Source organism: Enterobacter sp. JH25 (assembly GCF_021725435.1).
Taxonomy (GTDB): domain Bacteria; phylum Pseudomonadota; class Gammaproteobacteria; order Enterobacterales; family Enterobacteriaceae; genus Enterobacter; species Enterobacter intestinihominis.
Genome location: NZ_CP091319.1, coordinates 2,266,353 through 2,282,911, shown reverse-complemented (window position 1 = coordinate 2,282,911; position 16,559 = coordinate 2,266,353). Strand labels below are relative to the sequence as shown.

General features: G+C 55.5%; 13 protein-coding genes. 8 read left to right on the top strand and 5 right to left on the bottom strand.

Going from position 1 to position 16,559, the window contains the following annotated elements; translation table 11 throughout:
* Positions 1–118: 118 nt before the first annotated feature.
* From treZ to glgX, 3 genes are read left to right on the top strand one after another with little or no spacing between them, the layout of a single operon-like run.
* Positions 119–1,906, top strand: coding sequence for a malto-oligosyltrehalose trehalohydrolase (gene treZ, locus L2Y28_RS11020; protein WP_022648160.1), 1,788 nt, complete (start codon positions 119–121; stop codon positions 1,904–1,906).
* A complete protein-coding gene (gene treY, locus L2Y28_RS11015) occupies positions 1,903–4,371 on the top strand; it encodes a malto-oligosyltrehalose synthase (protein ID WP_022648159.1) in 2,469 nt (822 codons plus the stop codon). Before treZ ends, treY begins: the two co-directional genes overlap by 4 nt.
* Positions 4,372–4,386: 15 nt before the next feature.
* Complete coding sequence (gene glgX / locus L2Y28_RS11010) at positions 4,387–6,462, top strand: glycogen debranching protein GlgX (protein ID WP_022648158.1); 2,076 nt, start codon at positions 4,387–4,389, stop codon at positions 6,460–6,462.
* Here glgX and L2Y28_RS11005 read toward each other — a convergent pair.
* Positions 6,459–7,007 (bottom strand): winged helix DNA-binding protein, encoded by a 549-nt coding sequence (locus L2Y28_RS11005; RefSeq protein ID WP_022648157.1) that lies wholly within the window; start codon positions 7,005–7,007, stop codon positions 6,459–6,461. The two genes, glgX and L2Y28_RS11005, sit on opposite strands and share 4 nt — an antisense overlap.
* A gap of 224 nt (positions 7,008–7,231) precedes the next feature.
* On the opposite strand from L2Y28_RS11005, the gene L2Y28_RS11000 reads away from it, so the two are divergent.
* From L2Y28_RS11000 to L2Y28_RS10990, 3 genes are read left to right on the top strand one after another with little or no spacing between them, the layout of a single operon-like run.
* The gene (locus L2Y28_RS11000) at positions 7,232–7,954 is read left to right on the top strand and encodes a DUF969 domain-containing protein (RefSeq protein WP_022648156.1); all 723 of its coding nucleotides are present in this window, start codon (positions 7,232–7,234) and stop codon (positions 7,952–7,954) included.
* Positions 7,951–8,937, top strand: a complete 987-nt coding sequence (locus tag L2Y28_RS10995; RefSeq protein WP_022648155.1) for a DUF979 domain-containing protein — start codon at positions 7,951–7,953, stop codon at positions 8,935–8,937. Before L2Y28_RS11000 ends, L2Y28_RS10995 begins: the two co-directional genes overlap by 4 nt.
* Positions 8,938–8,946: 9 nt before the next feature.
* Entirely contained in the window at positions 8,947–9,942 is a 996-nt protein-coding gene (locus L2Y28_RS10990; RefSeq protein ID WP_022648154.1) for a DUF2891 domain-containing protein, read from the top strand.
* A 3-nt stretch (positions 9,943–9,945) separates the two neighbouring features.
* On the opposite strand, the gene L2Y28_RS10985 is transcribed toward L2Y28_RS10990, so the two are convergent.
* From L2Y28_RS10985 to L2Y28_RS10970, 4 genes are read right to left on the bottom strand one after another with little or no spacing between them, the layout of a single operon-like run.
* The gene (locus L2Y28_RS10985) at positions 9,946–11,019 is read right to left on the bottom strand and encodes a fimbrial protein (RefSeq protein ID WP_022648153.1); all 1,074 of its coding nucleotides are present in this window, start codon (positions 11,017–11,019) and stop codon (positions 9,946–9,948) included.
* A gap of 15 nt (positions 11,020–11,034) precedes the next feature.
* Positions 11,035–13,539 (bottom strand): fimbria/pilus outer membrane usher protein, encoded by a 2,505-nt coding sequence (locus tag L2Y28_RS10980; protein WP_022648152.1) that lies wholly within the window; start codon positions 13,537–13,539, stop codon positions 11,035–11,037.
* Positions 13,540–13,583: 44 nt separating this feature from the next.
* Positions 13,584–14,252, bottom strand: coding sequence for a molecular chaperone (locus L2Y28_RS10975; protein WP_022648151.1), 669 nt, complete (start codon positions 14,250–14,252; stop codon positions 13,584–13,586).
* Positions 14,253–14,311: 59 nt separating this feature from the next.
* Positions 14,312–14,923 carry a fimbrial protein gene (locus L2Y28_RS10970; protein ID WP_022648150.1) on the bottom strand — a complete coding sequence of 204 codons (612 nt, stop codon included), beginning with the start codon at positions 14,921–14,923 and terminating at the stop codon, positions 14,312–14,314.
* A gap of 367 nt (positions 14,924–15,290) precedes the next feature.
* On the opposite strand from L2Y28_RS10970, the gene L2Y28_RS10965 reads away from it, so the two are divergent.
* Positions 15,291–15,818 carry a fimbrial protein gene (locus L2Y28_RS10965; RefSeq protein WP_022648149.1) on the top strand — a complete coding sequence of 176 codons (528 nt, stop codon included), beginning with the start codon at positions 15,291–15,293 and terminating at the stop codon, positions 15,816–15,818.
* Between the two features lie 44 nt (positions 15,819–15,862).
* Entirely contained in the window at positions 15,863–16,546 is a 684-nt protein-coding gene (locus tag L2Y28_RS10960) for a fimbria/pilus periplasmic chaperone (RefSeq protein WP_022648148.1), read from the top strand.
* Positions 16,547–16,559: the final 13 nt, after the last annotated feature.

Here is a 16,559-nt window from a genome sequence, read left to right as displayed (position 1 = left end):
TGGGAGTTATAAATAGATAATAGACGAAGCGGCATACCCTGCTGGCATAACACTCTGTTCATCCTGGTCTAAGCTTGTATTTCGTTCCGCGTAAAATGTGGTCATTCGAGGACAATGAATGGAATTCAGAACATGTCGCAGGCACTGGGGTGCTGAGTTTATTTCCGATGACGTTGTACGTTTTCGCGTCTGGGCAGAAGGGCAGAAAGATCTCACGTTGCGTTTAACCGACACCGACATTCCGATGGCGGCGGTGGGCGACGGCTGGTTTCAGGTTGACGTGCCCGGCGTCAGACACGGTACGCCGTATCAGTTTGTTTTACAGGATGGAATGGCGGTGCCGGATCCGGCCTCCCGCGCGCAACAGGCTGACGTCAACGGCCCGTCGGTGGTAATCGACCCGCGTCACAACCTGCCCGCACAGCGGGAATGGCAAGGGCGGCCATGGGAAGAGACGGTGATCTACGAGATGCATATCGGCACCTTCACCGGGGAAGGAACCTTCAGGGCGGCCATCGATAAATTGCCTTATCTGGCCGAACTGGGTATTACGCAACTGGAAGTGATGCCCGTGTCCCAGTTCGGGGGCGCGCGCGGATGGGGGTATGATGGCGTACTGCTGTATGCCCCGCACTCAGCTTATGGCACACCGGATGATTTTCATGCCTTCATCGATGCCGCCCACGCGCTCGGGCTTTCCGTGGTGCTGGATATTGTACTCAATCACTTTGGCCCGGAAGGGAACTACCTGCCGTTGCTCTCGCCGGCGTTTTTCCATCAGGATCGTATGACCCCGTGGGGCAACGGTATAGCCTATGAGGTTGAAGCCGTCCGGCAATACATTGCTGAGGCGCCGTTATTCTGGCTCTCGGAGTATCATCTTGACGGTCTGCGCTTCGACGCCATCGACCAGATCCATGACAACGCTGAGACCCATATTCTTCCCGAGATAGCGCAACGGATCCGCGACGCCTTTCCGGATCGGCATATCCATCTGACCACCGAAGACAGTCGCAACGTGATTTTCCTGCATCCGCGCGATGAGCATGGTCAGACGCCGCTTTTCACCGCCGAATGGAATGATGATTTTCACAACGCCGCGCATGTCTTCGCGACCGGGGAATCACACGCCTATTATCAGGATTTTGCCTTTGAGCCGGAGAAAAAGCTGGCGCGGGCGCTGGCAGAGGGCTTTGTCTACCAGGGGGAAATCTCGCTTCAGACCGGGAAATCGCGCGGGGTAGAGTGTCGCGAGCAACCACCGCAGTTTTTTGTCGATTTTATTCAGAATCACGACCAGGTCGGCAACCGTGCCCAGGGGGAGAGGCTTATCTCTCTGGCTGGGGCGGAGAAAACGCGCGTGCTGTTCGCGGCGCTGCTCCTGTCGCCACATATCCCGCTGCTGTTTATGGGTGAGGAGTATGGCGAAACGCATCCGTTCCTCTTTTTCACCGACTTCCACGGCGACCTGGCGAAAGCCGTGCGGGAGGGGCGCGCGAAAGAGTTTACCGGCCATGCCGGGCACGATGAAACCGTACCGGATCCCAATGACGTAAATACCTTTATGCGGTCGAAGCTTGACTGGAACAAGGCAGACACGGAGGAAGGCAGGGCGTGGCTGCACGTTACGCGCGAACTGATTGCGCTGCGTCAACGCTTTATCGTCCCGTTACTGAAACAGCGGGGCGCCGTGGAGGGTAACGTCCTGCAAACGGCGCTCGGCATGGTTGCCGTGAGCTGGCGTTTTCCGTCCGGTACGCTGTCGCTGGCGCTGAATATCGGCAAAAAGCCCCTCGCCTTAGCGGACCTGCCCGGAAAAACGATCTTTAGCTGGCCGGAGGCAGTCGAAAACCTGCCGCCGAACAGTATTGTTGTTCGCTTTGCTGATGGAGAAGCAGCGCTATGATCCCTTCCTCTACTTACCGAATTCAGTTTCGCAACGGCATGACCTTCGATCGCGTGGTGGACCTGATTCCGTATATGAAAGACCTCGGAATTAGCCATCTTTACGCGTCGCCTGTTTTCACCGCAACCACGGATTCCACCCACGGCTATGACGTGACCGACCCCAACGAAATCGACCCGGCGATTGGCGGGCGGGAAGGGTTTGACCGCATGGCGGCAGCGCTGAAACAGGCGGGAATGGGCCTGATTCTGGATATCGTTCCTAACCATATGTCGACCTCGCTGGAAAACCGCTGGTGGCGCGATGTTATCGAGCATGGTCGGCAGAGCCGCTATGCGGCATATTTTGATATCGACTGGTCCCGACCGCTGACGTTGCCGTTTCTTGGTGACACCTTTGAAGCCGAGCTGGAGCGGGGGGCTATCACCCTGAAACGTGACAGTGTCACCGACAGCGCGGCGTTGGTTTACTATGATACCGCCTATCCGCTTAATCCCGGCACGTATGCCGAAGGCAAGAGCATCGCTGAGATCCACGAGGCGCAAAGCTGGCGGCTGATGTCCTGGCGTGAAGCGCCGAAACAGCTTTCATGGCGGCGCTTTTTTGAAATCACCGGGCTGGTCGGCGTGCGGGTAGAGGATGAGGCGGTATTCGCAGACACGCACCGCCTGATCCTTGAGCTTGTCCACGCCGGGGTTGTCGACGGCCTGCGCATTGACCATGTGGACGGGCTTGCCGATCCGCTGGGCTATTTGCAGCGACTGCGTGCGGCGACCGGACCGGATTGCTACATCACGGTAGAGAAGATCCTCGCCAAAGGGGAACAGCTTCCTCCGGAGTGGCCCATCTCAGGTACTACGGGCTATGAGTTTATCGCCTCCCTGGCGGAAGTGCTGGTGGATGATACCAACCTCTCGCGGCTGGAGACGCTCTACGACGAGACACTGGGTACGACCGTTGACAGGCAGGCGGAACTTCGCAACGCCAAAGGCCTGATGACCGATCGTAATTTTGAAGGTGAATTTACCACGCTGCTCAAAATAGCCAGCGAGCTGGCCGGGCATAACGGTGCCGAAGTAGAGCATGAGGATATCCGCCATGCCCTGCGCGAGCTGCTTATCGCGTTTCCGGTGTATCGCACCTACGGCACCGCTGAGGGGCTGACGCCACCGGATGTGGCGCTGCTCAGCCGCGTGGTCGCCAGCGTCAACACCTCTGAACCCGCTCTGAGTCTGATTGTGCGTATTCTTTCCGGCGATCTGCCCGAGCATGACCACGCACTGGCCTCGCTTTTCCGCACCCGTTTTCAGCAGCTGACCGGGCCGCTGATGGCGAAATCGGTAGAGGATACGCTGTTCTTCCGCCATAACCTGGAGCTGGCCCTGAACGAAGTCGGCGCCGACCCGACGCCGCGCGCGTTTTCACTTTCCCGTTTTCATCAGGAGATGCGCATTCGACTTGCCCGCCAGCCCGATGCGCTGCTGGGAACTTCCACCCACGACACCAAACGCGGCGAGGATGCACGAGCTCGTCTGTATACGCTTACGGAAGCGCCAGATCTGTGGGGAGAAAATCTGGCGCGCTGGCGGCAAATGAACCAGACGCAGGTCCGATTCCTCAACGACGGCACCGCGCCGAACGCCGCCGACACCTGGATGATCTTCCAGGCTCTGGCGGGCGTCTGGCCAGCAACCCTGTCGCCTGAGGATCGTGATGGCCTTAAGTCACTGGAAGAGCGTTTCCTCGGCTTTATCGAGAAAGCCCTGCGCGAGGCCAAGCAGCGTACCGACTGGATCGACAGCAACGAAGGTTACGAGAGCGTGGTCCTGGACTACGTGCGCCATCTGCTTTCCCCGGATAACACCCTGTTCCTGCGTGATTTCAGTGCCGCACTCCAGCCGTTTATTCGGACTGGGTTAATGAACAGCCTGAGCCAGACGGTGATCAAACTGACTGCGCCTGGCGTACCGGACATCTACCAGGGCAGCGAGGGGCTTAACTTCAGCCTCGTCGACCCGGATAACCGCCGCGAACCGGATTTTGCCGCACTGGCGGAAAACCTCAGCGTAGCGGATGGCACCGTTTTTAACGATGCGCAACGCTGGCGAGACGGCAGCGTGAAGCAGTACGTCACCGCCACGCTGTTACGGCTTCGGCCACATTACCCCGCGCTTTTCCGCTACGGCGACTGGCTGCCGCTGAAGGTAACCGGCGAGCGGGAGGAGAATCTGATCGTTTATGCCCGCATTAAAGATGACGAGGCGCTGATCGTCGCCGTGCCGCGCCTGGTGTTTGACGTCACCGATAATTCGATGCTGTGGGCCAATACTACCGTGGCCATACCCCAGGCGCTGGCCGGGAAGCACTACCGGGATCTGTTTACCGGTGAGCGTCGCCTTCTGCCAGAGACGCTGGATTTAACGTCTGAAAAGGGATGTTTGTTGGTTCTGCTTACCTGCGAATAATTGAGGAGAACAAAAATGCCAAAGGATACAACGTTTGAAATTCGGGCCGGTCATGGCCAGCAGTTGGGCGCAAATTATGACGGGAAAGGGGTGAACTTCGCCCTGTTTTCCGCCCACGCTGAGCGGGTGGAGCTGTGTCTGTTTGATCCTTCGGGAAAAACAGAAATCGCCCGTCTGGAACTGCCGGAATATACCCATGAGGTCTGGCACGGCTATGTGCCGGACCTGAAACCGGGGGCGCTGTATGGCTACCGCGTTTACGGCCCCTACGATCCGGAGAACGGTCACCGCTTCAACCCCAATAAGCTGCTTATTGACCCCTATGCCCGTGAACTGGTAGGTGAAATTGAGTGGAACGATGCCCACTTCGGCTATGAGCTGGGACACGACGAGCTGGATCTCAGTTTTGACACGCGAGACAGCGCGCCGTTTACGCCCAAATGTAAGGTCATCGACCCCAATGCCGTTGACTGGCAGGACTCACGCCGGCCCGATATCCCGTGGCCGCATACCGTGGTCTATGAAAGCCACGTTAAAGGCTTTACCCAGCTTAACCCGGCTATTCCGCCTGAACTGCGCGGTACGTTTGAGGGGATGGGGCATAAAGCCTCGGTGGAGTACATCAAAAGCCTCGGCATTACCTCGGTCGAGCTGCTACCGGTTCACTGGTTCCCGGACGATCAGCACCTGCTCGATCGCGGCCTGAAAAACTTCTGGGGCTATAACTCGCTCGGTTTCTTTGCGCCAGCGTCCCGCTATTACGGCCCGGCGGGGATCCAGGGTTTCCGCGACATGGTGCGTGCTTATCATGACGCGGGCATCGAGGTGATCCTCGACGTGGTCTATAACCACACGGCGGAGGGCAACGAGCTGGGACCAACCCTGTCGTTTAAGGGGATTGATAACTTCTGCTATTACCGCACCATGCCGGATCAGCATCGGTATTACATCAACGACACCGGCACCGGAAACACCGTAAACACCTCGCACCCGCGCGTGTTGCAGATGGTCATGGACTCCCTGCGTTACTGGGCGGAATCGATGCAGATTGACGGTTTCCGCTTTGACCTCGGAACCATTCTCGGACGCGAGCCGGAGGGATTCGACCCGCGCGGCGGCTTCTTTGATGCCGTGACCCAGGATCCGGTGCTGTCGAAGCTGAAGCTTATCGGTGAACCGTGGGATATCGGCCCAGGCGGGTATCAGGTGGGGGGCTTTCCGCCAGGCTGGGGCGAGTGGAACGACAAATACCGCGACACGGTACGTGAATACTGGAAGGGAGATAACGTTTCTAACGATTTTGCCGCCCGTCTGTTAGGGTCCGGTGATTTGTACGATCTGCGAGGACGTCGTCCGTGGGCCAGCGTCAATTTTATCACCGCGCATGACGGCTTTACGCTGAACGACCTGGTATCCTACAACGAGAAGCATAACGCCGATAACGGGGAAGATAATAACGACGGACATAACGATAACCGGTCGTATAACTACGGTGAAGAAGGGCCGACGGAGAACCCCGATATCATCGCCACCCGCGAGCGGCAAAAGCGCAACTTCCTCACCACGCTCTTCTTCTCCCACGGCACGCCGATGCTGCTGGCAGGTGATGAGTTTGGCCGGACGCAAAAGGGCAATAATAACGGCTATTGCCAGGACAGCGAGATCTCCTGGATAAACTGGGAAGGACTCTCTGAAAACGACGAGAAGCTGCGCGACTTTACCCGTCGGTTGATTGCTCTGCGCGCTGAGCAGCCGCTGCTGCGCCGTGAAAACTGGCGCGACGGGCTTGAGATTCGCTGGTTTAACGCCGGTGGCGGACCGCAGCAGTCGGAACAGTGGGACGAGGGTTCCACTCTTGGTCTTGCCATCAGCCGTCCTGATCTTGAGCAGGAAGAGGGCATCTGGCACGACGTGCTGATGCTGTTTAACCCGTTTGAAGGCACGGTGCCATTCCAGATCCCGCAGTTTGGCGAAGGGGGCTGGGTGCTGGAGCTTTCGACGGCGGATGATGCCCCCACAGGGGAAATCATCACGGAATCCGTCGATTATGAACTGGCCGGGCGGAGCATAACGCTTTTCCGCCGTCCTTAAAGCGAGGCCGCCGCGCGTGCGGCGGTATCATACAGGGAGGAGATCGCGCGGAGTAATTGCGCGGTCTCGCCAATCGACGCGCCCGGAATGCCGCTTTCCGCATGAATGTTGATCAGGCAGGCTTCCCGTACCTCCCGGTACTTCATGCACAGCGCTTTGCCTTCCTCCGTCGTCGAGAAAAAGAGTTCTTTCCCCGCTTTTTCACTGGTGACGTAACCCGCCTTTACCAGCTTTTTCAGCGCATACGTCACCACGTGGGTATCTTCCACGTTCAGCACAAAGCAGATGTCGGCCAGCTTTTTCTTGCGGTTGCGGTGGTTCACGTGGTGCAGAAGCGAGACGTCGAAAGCGCCCATATCCGGTTCCCCTGCTGCGGTCATGCAGCGTACCATCCATTTGTTAAACGCATTGCTGGTCATGATCAGCGCATATTCCAGCTCTGATAATTCAGCACACCGCTCTGAAACGAGATGGCGGGAGGAGACGATACGCCCGTCCGCAATATCGTCGTGGTTTAACGCTGTTTTCGTTTTCTTTGTCGTCATACCGATCCTTTCTCCAGAATGTAAACCCGTCGATAAAATAAGAACATTTTATTGATAAATTGTTTACATGTTTTTGACGTTCAGATATAGCTTTTTAGTGCAGGTTCTGTGGAGCCTCACGCAACACACAACATCGCGCGCCGTAATGCACCGGCTTCGCTCTGCTGCGAAGTATAAAAAATAGCCGTCGGCGCGCAACGCTCACTTTGGATAGGGTAACGTTTATGGACAGTTCTACACTGTTGCCACTTATCGGGATTCCGGTGGTGGTTATTGGTTTTGCACTGCGTTTCAACCCGCTGCTGGTTGTCGTGGTGGCGGGGCTGGCAACGGGCCTGCTGGTTGGCATGGATTTCGGTATGCTGCTGGAAACCTTTGGCGAAAAGTTCGTGAATAGCCGATCGCTTGCCACCTTCATTCTGATCCTGCCGGTGATTGGCCTGCTGGAGTATTACGGGCTGAAAGAGCGCGCCCAGGCCTGGGTCGCGAAGATCGCCAGCGCCACCTCGGCGCGTATCCTGATGCTCTACTTTGTTGCCCGCGAAGGGACGGCTGCGCTGGGCCTGATGTCCCTTGGCGGCCACGCGCAAACGGTGCGTCCTCTGCTGGCGCCGATGGCCGAAGGGGCGGCCCTGAATGAATACGGCGAACTGCCGCAGACTATCCGCGACAAAATCAAAGCCCATGCCGCCGCCTGTGACAATATCGCGGTTTTCTTTGGGGAAGATATCTTTATCGCCTTTGGCGCGGTACTGCTGATTGATGCGTTCCTGAAAGAGAACGGGATCGAGGGGATCGAACCGCTGCATATCGGCCTGTGGGCCATTCCGACCGCTATTGCGGCACTGATCATCCATATGACGCGTCTGCTGCGCCTCGACGCCAGCATTCGTCGCGACGTGATGGCCTGGAGAGCAGAGCAGGGTACGCAGGAGATCGCACCATGATGACCCTTATCACCATTAACCGCGTGTACTACCTGATCGGCTTTGTCGTGATGCTGCTGGTTGTGATGACCCTTCGCGATCGCGCTAACCCGAAACGCTATACCACCGCGCTGTTCTGGTTTCTGTTTGGCGGGATCTTCCTGTTTGGCGATCTGATGGTGCAGGAGCTGGGTAAGTCGCTGGCGTATCGCATTATTGGCGGCGCCGTTATCGTGATTGCGCTACTGGCCGGTTTCGGGCTGGTCGGGAAGGGGCATTATAAAATGTCCACCGAGGAGGAGCGGGTTACCTCATCACACCGGCTGAAAAACTGGCTATTCTTGCCCGCGCTGATGATCCCGGTGGTGACGGTCATCGGGACGCTGTTTCTGAAAGGCGTGTCGATTGGCGGTGTCTATCTGCTCGACCAGAAGCAGCTTACGCTGGCGGCGCTGTGCGTGGCCTGTGTGGCGGCTATCCTCACCGGCTGGTGGCTGACAAAAGGTACGCCGCTGCATGCGGTTCGTCAGTCGCGTCGGCTGGTCGATACCATTGGTTGGGCGGTGATCCTGCCGCAGATGCTCGCGATGCTCGGCGGGGTGTTTGTGGTGGCGAATACCGGTGAATCGGTACAAAAGGTGGTCAGCCTGTTTGTGAACCCGGACAGCCGCTTCATGCTGGTGGTCATTTATTGCGTGGGGATGGCGCTGTTTACCATGATTATGGGCAACGCCTTCGCTGCCTTCCCGGTGTTAAGCGCCGGTATCGCTCTGCCATTCCTGATTAACGTCCATCACGGTAACCCGGCACCATTGCTGGCTATCGGCATGTACGCAGGCTATTGCGGCACGCTGATGACCCCGATGGCCGCCAACTTCAACATCGTGCCCGCCGCGTTGCTGGAGCTAAAAGACAAATATCAGGTTATCAAGATCCAGATCCCGACCGCGTTAACCTTGCTTGTGGTGAACGTGTTCTTAATGTATTTCCTCGTGTTTCGCTAAGGAGCTGCAATGGAATTAACGCAACATCAGGCTGACGCCTTCGCCAGAATGCCGTTGACCTATTTACGTCAGGAATATCCGAACCACATTATGCATCTGCTCAACGATGACGGCGACGTTCTGCCGCCTCGCGAGCTGCACCCGATCTTTTACGGCTGTTTTGACTGGCACTCTGCGGTGCACGGCTACTGGCTGCTGCTGCGCTGCCTGCGTCTCTGGCCCGAACTGCCGTGTCGGGAAGAGATCATCACTCTCTTCGAAGAACACCTGACCGACGAGAAGGTGGCGAAGGAGCTGGCCTATTTTACCGCGCCGTTCCGCGCGTCGTTTGAGCGACCTTATGGCTACGGCTGGCTGCTGGCGCTGGCGCAGGAGCTGAAACAATCGTCACTGCCGCAGGCGGAGCGCTGGTACCAGACGCTGCAACTGTTAACGCGGGATATTCGCCAGCGGCTGGTGGATTACCTCAGCAAGCTTACCTATCCGATCCGCGTCGGGACGCACTACAACACGGCGTTTGCGCTCGCGCTGGGGCTGGATTATGCCCGGGCGGTGAACGATGACACGCTTGAGCGCGCCATCCTGGACGCGGCAACGCGGTTTTACCTCGCGGACACGCAATATCCTGCGCATTATGAGCCGGGTGGCGACGAGTATATCTCCGGAGCGCTGACCGAGGCCCTGCTGATGAGTACGGTGGTGGAGGATTTCCCGGCCTGGTTCGATGCGTTTCTGCCTGAAGTGGGCGCCGTTTCTGCGCTCATGAACCCGGCTGAGGTGAGCGATCGCACCGACCCGAAAATCGCGCATCTGGACGGTCTCAACCTCAGCCGTGCCTGGTGTATGAAGCACATTGCCCGCGCCCTGCCGGAAAATCATCACGCCCGGAAGCCATTACGCGATGCCGTTGCGCGCCATCTCTCGGCGAGCGTGGAGCATGTTGTCGGCAGTCACTACAGCGGCGGGCACTGGCTGGCGAGTTTTGCGCTGCTGGCACTGGAGTAGCGCTTAGTTGTATATCAGACTAAATGTTGCCAGGCTGTCTGCCAGCCCCGCGGTGGCCTGGGTTTCGGTGCGCACATATTGTGCGTCGTAATCCAGGGAAAACGCGGTCTGCCGGGCAGCGTTGGCAAAAGGTTCGACACCGGTGCTGTTGAGAGGAACGGTTGTGCCTCTGGCGGCACCGTAGTTATCGCCATACAGAATGCGGATCCCCACGCCGGTAGCGGCGCTCTCCTGTTGACTTAGCGCCAGCACATCGTGATTCTGCGCGTCTTTTTCAGTCGGACCAAAGAACCCGATCTTCACCGCTGCCGTTTGGGATGCGTCACAGACCAGAGGGATGATGAAGCGGTGTTTATCCCCATCCATTCCTTTGTTGAGATCGCTTACGCTACTTTGTCCCATATTGACGGTGATGTTGTTATCCGAGATATAACAGCTCGATTTATGCACTTTCAGGTCGGCGGCAGCGACTTCCACCGTCACGCCAGCTTCAGATATCACCGCGCCGTTAGCATCCTCCAGAATCAGCGTTCCTGCGCGAATTTGCCCGCTGTTCGGCTGTTCATAGACAATCTCCTGCGCGGTTTTATAAAACACGACGAAGAACTGGGTCGCCATTTGCGAGGGATCGTTTGTGCTGCAAATCGCAACGCTGTCATCCCCCGAGGCGATGTAATGCACGGGTTCGGCTGCACAGTGCGTGGTTTCGCGAATGCCCACCGCAAACCCGACGCCGGGAATATCTGGCACGTCATAAACGGAGGCCGGGGCGCCCGTACCGTTCGGCGCCACGCCGCTGACGGGCGCTACGGTTAAGGCGTTATTGGCTACAAAGCGCATCGTTACCGGGCCGGTTCCCTCAGGACAGTTATAAAACGAGCGGTTTTCCTGGCCCAGGATAGCGCCTGAAAGCATCGACCCCGGAGGGATCGATGGGTTATCAGTGATCGAGTAGTTTTGAAAGTTAATGACCGCATCGCCCATGGTCGGCGGGCAGGTCTGAGACGCCCTTGCCGTAGCGTGAATCAGCAAAAAAGCGAGCATCAGGAGATTGATTAAACGGTTGATATTGTTCACAGGTATCTCAGTAAGTTATTGGCACTGAAGGTTCATAAGCGTGACCGGAGTGCGGCCAGCGGTATCCGGAAGGCGTAATGGGGCGCTACAGCGCATATCCTGGCCTTTCTGCCGCCAGCTGGCATGCAAGGTCCCGCGTAGCGGCACGCCGCTGAGATAGACCTGTCCTGCTTCGCCAACGATGCCGACGCTTGATTTCGCAGACGTCCCGTTCGAGACATACGCGCTGGCGCCAAATGGAAGCGGGCGCCCGTGTGCCGTAAGGGTGATGAGCGTTCTGATGCCCACGTGGGTATGGTAATTCGCCAGGACGACCGCGCCGCTGGTCGGCACAATCGTTCTGCTGTTCTGGTCCAGATCGACATTTTCTGCCAGCGTTTCGGTATCCAGCGAAATGGTGTTTTTGTGATACGCCGATAAGGTTGGCATCACTGCATAACCTCGGGAGTCGGTGTGAACATTGGTCGCCCCTTCAACCTGAACGTCCGACGCCTCGTCAGCGCGGATCAGCGCCAGGGTATCCCCAAGGCTTTGGCTCAACGTCACCCCATACTGTGTTGCCACAATGCCGCCTGCCGCGCCGTAGTTCACGCGGTTGCTATAGCGATCGTGGCTGTACCCGAGACTGGCGCTGCCATAACCGCCGTGATAAGCCAGCGCAAGGTTGCTGTTCGCGGTATTGGCCTGGTTGTCGAAGCCCTGCTGGAGGTTATAGTTCAGGCGATCGTGGGCCAGGGCCGTACCATACAGCGAAACCTGCCGGGTAGTATGGCCATCAAGGTTATTGTTGAGGCTGTAGCTGGTTGTTGCGCCGGGTAACCAGCGGCTGAGTGGGACGCTGATGCTAAGGTTTATCGCCCGTTCGTTGTCGCTATCATCAGCGCTTGAGCGGGTGAGATAATACCCAACACTCAACGACACCCCTTTGTAGTTAGCGTAATAGCCAAGATGGACGGTTTGATCGACCGCCGAGGCGTTCCAGTAATCCTGACGGTAAAAGGATGCGCTGATATTGCCCAGCGCACCGAGATCCTGCGTCAAACTGAACTGTGTGCGGTTACGCCGGTTATGCACGTGCTGGTCTGGGTCGCTGTCATCATTTGCTTCACTGAAACTGTAAAAGTCATGCGTCGTGTAATGGCTGGTCGAAAGGGTGAGCGACGTGTTCGTCTCAGCGAGATTTTTTTGGTACTGAGCGCGTATTTGCTGCCCGAGGGCCAGCCTGTCATCACTGAGGTGTGCTTTCGCCGCAACGGTGTCCACACCCAGTGCCCCAAACCGGCCAAAATCTTTACCTAATCCCAGCGCGAGAGCCTGATAGTGGCCGGAAAGCTCCGCTCCGCCGTACAGCGTCAGGCTTGAAGACAATCCGTAAAAGGCGGAGGCCTGAACAAACGGCGGGGTGTCGCCCTCGGCGTCAGGGCTGTTATACCGTCCGGCGCTGGCGCTGAATTTCAGTCGTTTCTCCCGTAGCATAAAGGCCACCGAGGAGTAGGGTTGGGTGAACGTGCGTTCGCTGCCATCACTTTCATGGACCGTGATCTCAAGATCGCCGCTTTGCGAAGTGGGGAAGAGATCGCTAATGACAAATGCGCCAGGCGCAACATAGGTTTCATAGATGGTGTAACCGTGCTGGCGAACGCTGACGCGGGCATTGCTGTGAGCGACCCCGCGGATCGTGGGCGCGAAACCGCGCTGGCTGTCCGGCAGCATATTCTCATCCGAGGCAAGCTGAAGCCCCGTAAACTGAAAACTGTCAAAAACCTCGCCAGACGTGTAGGCATTCCCTATTGTTAACGCGCTCTTCAGCGGCGTAATGGCCCGCTGGAGGGATGTTCCCTGAGACTGCCAGTGATGGGTATTACCATATTCAAACGTGGCGTAATTGCGTAAACGCCACGCCCCCAGGTTGATACCGGATCGCAGGCTCAGATAGCTGCTGTTGTCATGAATATTGTCGATGTTGGTTGTCGAGCCCGTAAGATTGTAATCGACAAAAGCAGCGGGGATGCCGTCGTCCCACTGTTCGGGAGGAATATAATCGGCACTTTTTTGCAACATGGCTGCCTGCGGAATGCTTAAAACCAGTTGATGATGGGTGAAGTCAAAATGCGTCGACGCATCGGGAATATATTTGCCGATGTCCGTAAATGTCTCCTCGTCATGCAGCGCATCGAACGAAGAGAAGGCCGCGATGTTTACCCCAAGTCTCTTGAGGTACGCCAGGTTGAGGACCGGTGAGAGCGTTCCCCCGGTATCAACGAATGCAATTTCGCGCTCATCCCGCTGCGTCTGGTTAACAACAACCGCGACACGATAACGTCCCGGCTGCTGACCGCCTTGTCGGGAAAAATAGCTTAAGTCGCTAGCCTGCTGCTGATCTGCGGTGATCTCCAGCGCCTGAGGATCGAAGTACTCATCGGCCTGTGCCCGGCGCACATGAATGCCAGACGTGACCGCACCCGCAAGCATCGCGAGCGTATAAATGCGGGGTAAATTGCGTGGGACGAGAGAATGCATGTGCGGTCGTTGGCTACATTCGCCAAAGGCGTGTTGTCACAGCGTCAGGATTGCGTGGCGACTCTCGTCAGCCCGCCGTAATCGTTGATCGCCTGCCAGCGAATGGTCCCCGAGCAGGGAATGTGCCATTGACGAGCGGAAAAGGGGTCAATCATTCCCGGCATTTCAACGTCGGTGTTCCCAACGCTGACCTTGTAAAACGATACAAACCAGGGCGAGGGGTTGTGTGCGCTAAGCGTATTATTACGACAGGTAAATTTTAATTTTTTGTAAGCAAGTTCGGCATTGCCTTTCAACCCTGCGGGACGGAAAAATAACTTGAATTTTGACTTCACGTTAATCTGCAATTTGTTGCTGTTTGCTTTTTTGCTCGGGGCAATATTTTTGATGTTAAGCCAAAAAACAGATTCCCGGTCAGTGGGTAATGGCGTTCCAAGATAATTGATGCGCAGCGAGTTTTTCTGTTCCGCATCTAAACGAAATAACGTAGGCGTCACGATAAAGGGCGGAGCGGTTTTATTCTTACTGTCAATATTTTCAATCCACGACTGAATAAGATAAGGGGTTTCTTTTTCCATATTGGTAATGGAAAATGCCACTTCTCTTTGCCCCTCAAGGTAAACAACACGCGTACCGCCCATCACAACCCCCGCGTGTGCTGACAGACTCATGCCGAGCGAATAAAAGAACAGGGCCGCGGTGAGTTTCTTCATTTTCAGATCCCCGTAGAGGAAAAAGATAAGCAGAGAAAGCTCTGCTTATCATCAGTCGATCAGTTATAAACCATCAGGAAATTGGCATCTGCGTCGGCTTCTCCGGTGCTGACGACATCGGTGGTGGCATTATAATTGGCGTAGAAATTGAGTGTTTTTGAATCTTCCCCTTCGGCAAGGTCGATACTCTGAGAAATATCACCAATTTTAATCTGCGTGTTACGGTCGCTTTCATAGAGTTTAACGGCAACGCCAGTCGCCGTATTGCCATCGCTGTCCACGGAAGAATTTAAACCCAGCAGGGTATTATCATTCGCATCTTTGTTACCATCAAACAACACGGCAACGGTTTTAACGGAATCCGGGCAACCTTCAACTGAAATCTGGAAAGGCGTGCGCGTGGTCTCTTTTTGGGTGGCAAAGTAGCTTGCAGCCCAGGTGCCTAATTCAACGGTTTGCCCTGCTGAGTCGGTGGTGATATTACAGGATGCATCGGTAATCTTACCGGTAAAATGGACTACGCCGCCCGTGCCCTGAGTCCCCGCATCGTTCTCTGGGTTGGTATTAATATTATTGTCGCTGTCACCAGAAGGAAGGCCCGCCAGCGCACTGCCACTTGCCATCATCAGGCCACAAAGGGTTAATGCGATCATGTTTTTTTTGTTGATCATGCCTATTGTTCTCATTCGCTCAAATATGTCAGTCTGGATATGCTGCTAGCAACACTGCCGGTGGCGTTATTGCTCAGAAAAAACAGCGCGAATGCTAACAAAATGCCAATCCAGGCCATAACAAAAGGTTGTCTAAAATTAAATTACTTTATTTTACGAAACTCCGTAACTTTCTTGTAACCTTACTTCGGGTTTGCTGATGTCGTTTATTGATGTTGCGAATCTAATTCCTGCCTGAGGGTTTATATTTGCCTTGTCACAAACGGTGCATTATTCATTGTGAGCTCAGTGGAGCTACTTTGTTATTGTCTCGTCCTGGCAGGAATAAAAATGAAGATATTTATTATTTCTATTGGGATATCAACGAATGAAACTGACTAAAATTGGTGCGACGCTTATTCTGACTTTCTGTGGCGCGAGCGCGGCGACGGCTTCTAACACTATCACATTTAATGGAACGGTGCTCGATCAGGGTTGTGATATTGCCGTTGATGGCGGCACGGCAAATGCGACCGTTGATCTGGGCTCAACGGCGGCAACCGACCTCGCTACAAAAGGCGACCTTGGCGCGCCAAAACAGTTTGTGTTCGACCTGAATAATTGCCCAACCAGCACGACTGCAAATATTGTCTTCTCAGGTCCTGTTGATGCTGTTGCAGCCGATCCATCCTATTTTGCAAACACTGCTACGCTGGGTGCGGCAACCAACGTGGCCGTTCAGCTCAAGCAGGGCGGCTCAAATGGTACCATCGTCAAAAATAATGCAGATAACGATCCTATTACTTTCACCGATGGCACAGCGAGTCAAACCTATACCGCGCAGATGATTGCCACCGGGCAGGCCGTTGCCGGCGATGTTAACGCTGTTATTACCTACAACGTCCGTTATAACTGATTCCGCAGGAGGGGAAACCCTCCTTTTTAGTTTGTGAGTGCATTATGAAACCCATCGCCGCTGTTATTTTTTGCGTGGCCAGCGCCGCCAGCCTGAACGCGTCCGCCAGTATTGTTACCGGGAGTACGCGGGTTATTTTTGACGGCTCCCGCCAGGCCGCCTCTTTGTCCGTTGAAAACTCTGACAAGGTTACTAACCTGGTACAGTCGTGGATTAGCCCGGCTAAAGGCAGCCCGTTAAAAAAAGAAAATATGATTATTACGCCACCGCTATTCCGTCTGGAAGCCGGGAAAAAAGCGTCAATTCGTATTGTGCGTTCAGGTTTACCTGTTCCGGAAGATCGTGAATCGCTGTTATGGCTGAACGTGAAAGGGATCCCCGCTACCGACGGTAGTGAAGGTAAAAATACGATGCAAATTGCAATCAACTCAAAGATTAAGCTGATCTACCGTCCGGCAGCATTACAGGGGCAGACGCCAGAATCCAGTGCGGAAAAGCTTAAGTGGAACCTGACCGCGAAGGGTTTACAGGTCAATAACCCGACACCTTTTTATATGAACTTCTCACGAATTGAAATTAATCACCAGGCGTTAAGCGGACAGTATTTTGTCGCGCCATTCTCCACGTTGAGTATTTCTGAAGGTGTTATGTCACCTCACGGCAAAGTAACCTGGTCGCTTATTAATGATTATGGCGTGAAAGGCCCGGACAAAGTCACCTCATATTAATCGACACCGTAAG

What these genes read in the sequence shown, in the direction of transcription:
- treZ (WP_022648160.1), top strand. Translation starts at nt 119, where the DNA reads ATGGAATTCAGAACATGTCGCAGGCACTGGGGTGCTGAGTTTATTTCC.
- L2Y28_RS10975 (WP_022648151.1), bottom strand. Translation starts at nt 14,252, where the DNA reads ATGAAGAAACTCACCGCGGCCCTGTTCTTTTATTCGCTCGGCATGAGT.
- glgX (WP_022648158.1), top strand. Translation starts at nt 4,387, where the DNA reads ATGCCAAAGGATACAACGTTTGAAATTCGGGCCGGTCATGGCCAGCAG.
- L2Y28_RS11000 (WP_022648156.1), top strand. Translation starts at nt 7,232, where the DNA reads ATGGACAGTTCTACACTGTTGCCACTTATCGGGATTCCGGTGGTGGTT.
- L2Y28_RS11005 (WP_022648157.1), bottom strand. Translation starts at nt 7,007, where the DNA reads ATGACGACAAAGAAAACGAAAACAGCGTTAAACCACGACGATATTGCG.
- L2Y28_RS10995 (WP_022648155.1), top strand. Translation starts at nt 7,951, where the DNA reads ATGATGACCCTTATCACCATTAACCGCGTGTACTACCTGATCGGCTTT.
- L2Y28_RS10970 (WP_022648150.1), bottom strand. Translation starts at nt 14,923, where the DNA reads ATGATCAACAAAAAAAACATGATCGCATTAACCCTTTGTGGCCTGATG.
- L2Y28_RS10990 (WP_022648154.1), top strand. Translation starts at nt 8,947, where the DNA reads ATGGAATTAACGCAACATCAGGCTGACGCCTTCGCCAGAATGCCGTTG.
- L2Y28_RS10960 (WP_022648148.1), top strand. Translation starts at nt 15,863, where the DNA reads ATGAAACCCATCGCCGCTGTTATTTTTTGCGTGGCCAGCGCCGCCAGC.
- treY (WP_022648159.1), top strand. Translation starts at nt 1,903, where the DNA reads ATGATCCCTTCCTCTACTTACCGAATTCAGTTTCGCAACGGCATGACC.
- L2Y28_RS10980 (WP_022648152.1), bottom strand. Translation starts at nt 13,539, where the DNA reads ATGCATTCTCTCGTCCCACGCAATTTACCCCGCATTTATACGCTCGCG.
- L2Y28_RS10965 (WP_022648149.1), top strand. Translation starts at nt 15,291, where the DNA reads ATGAAACTGACTAAAATTGGTGCGACGCTTATTCTGACTTTCTGTGGC.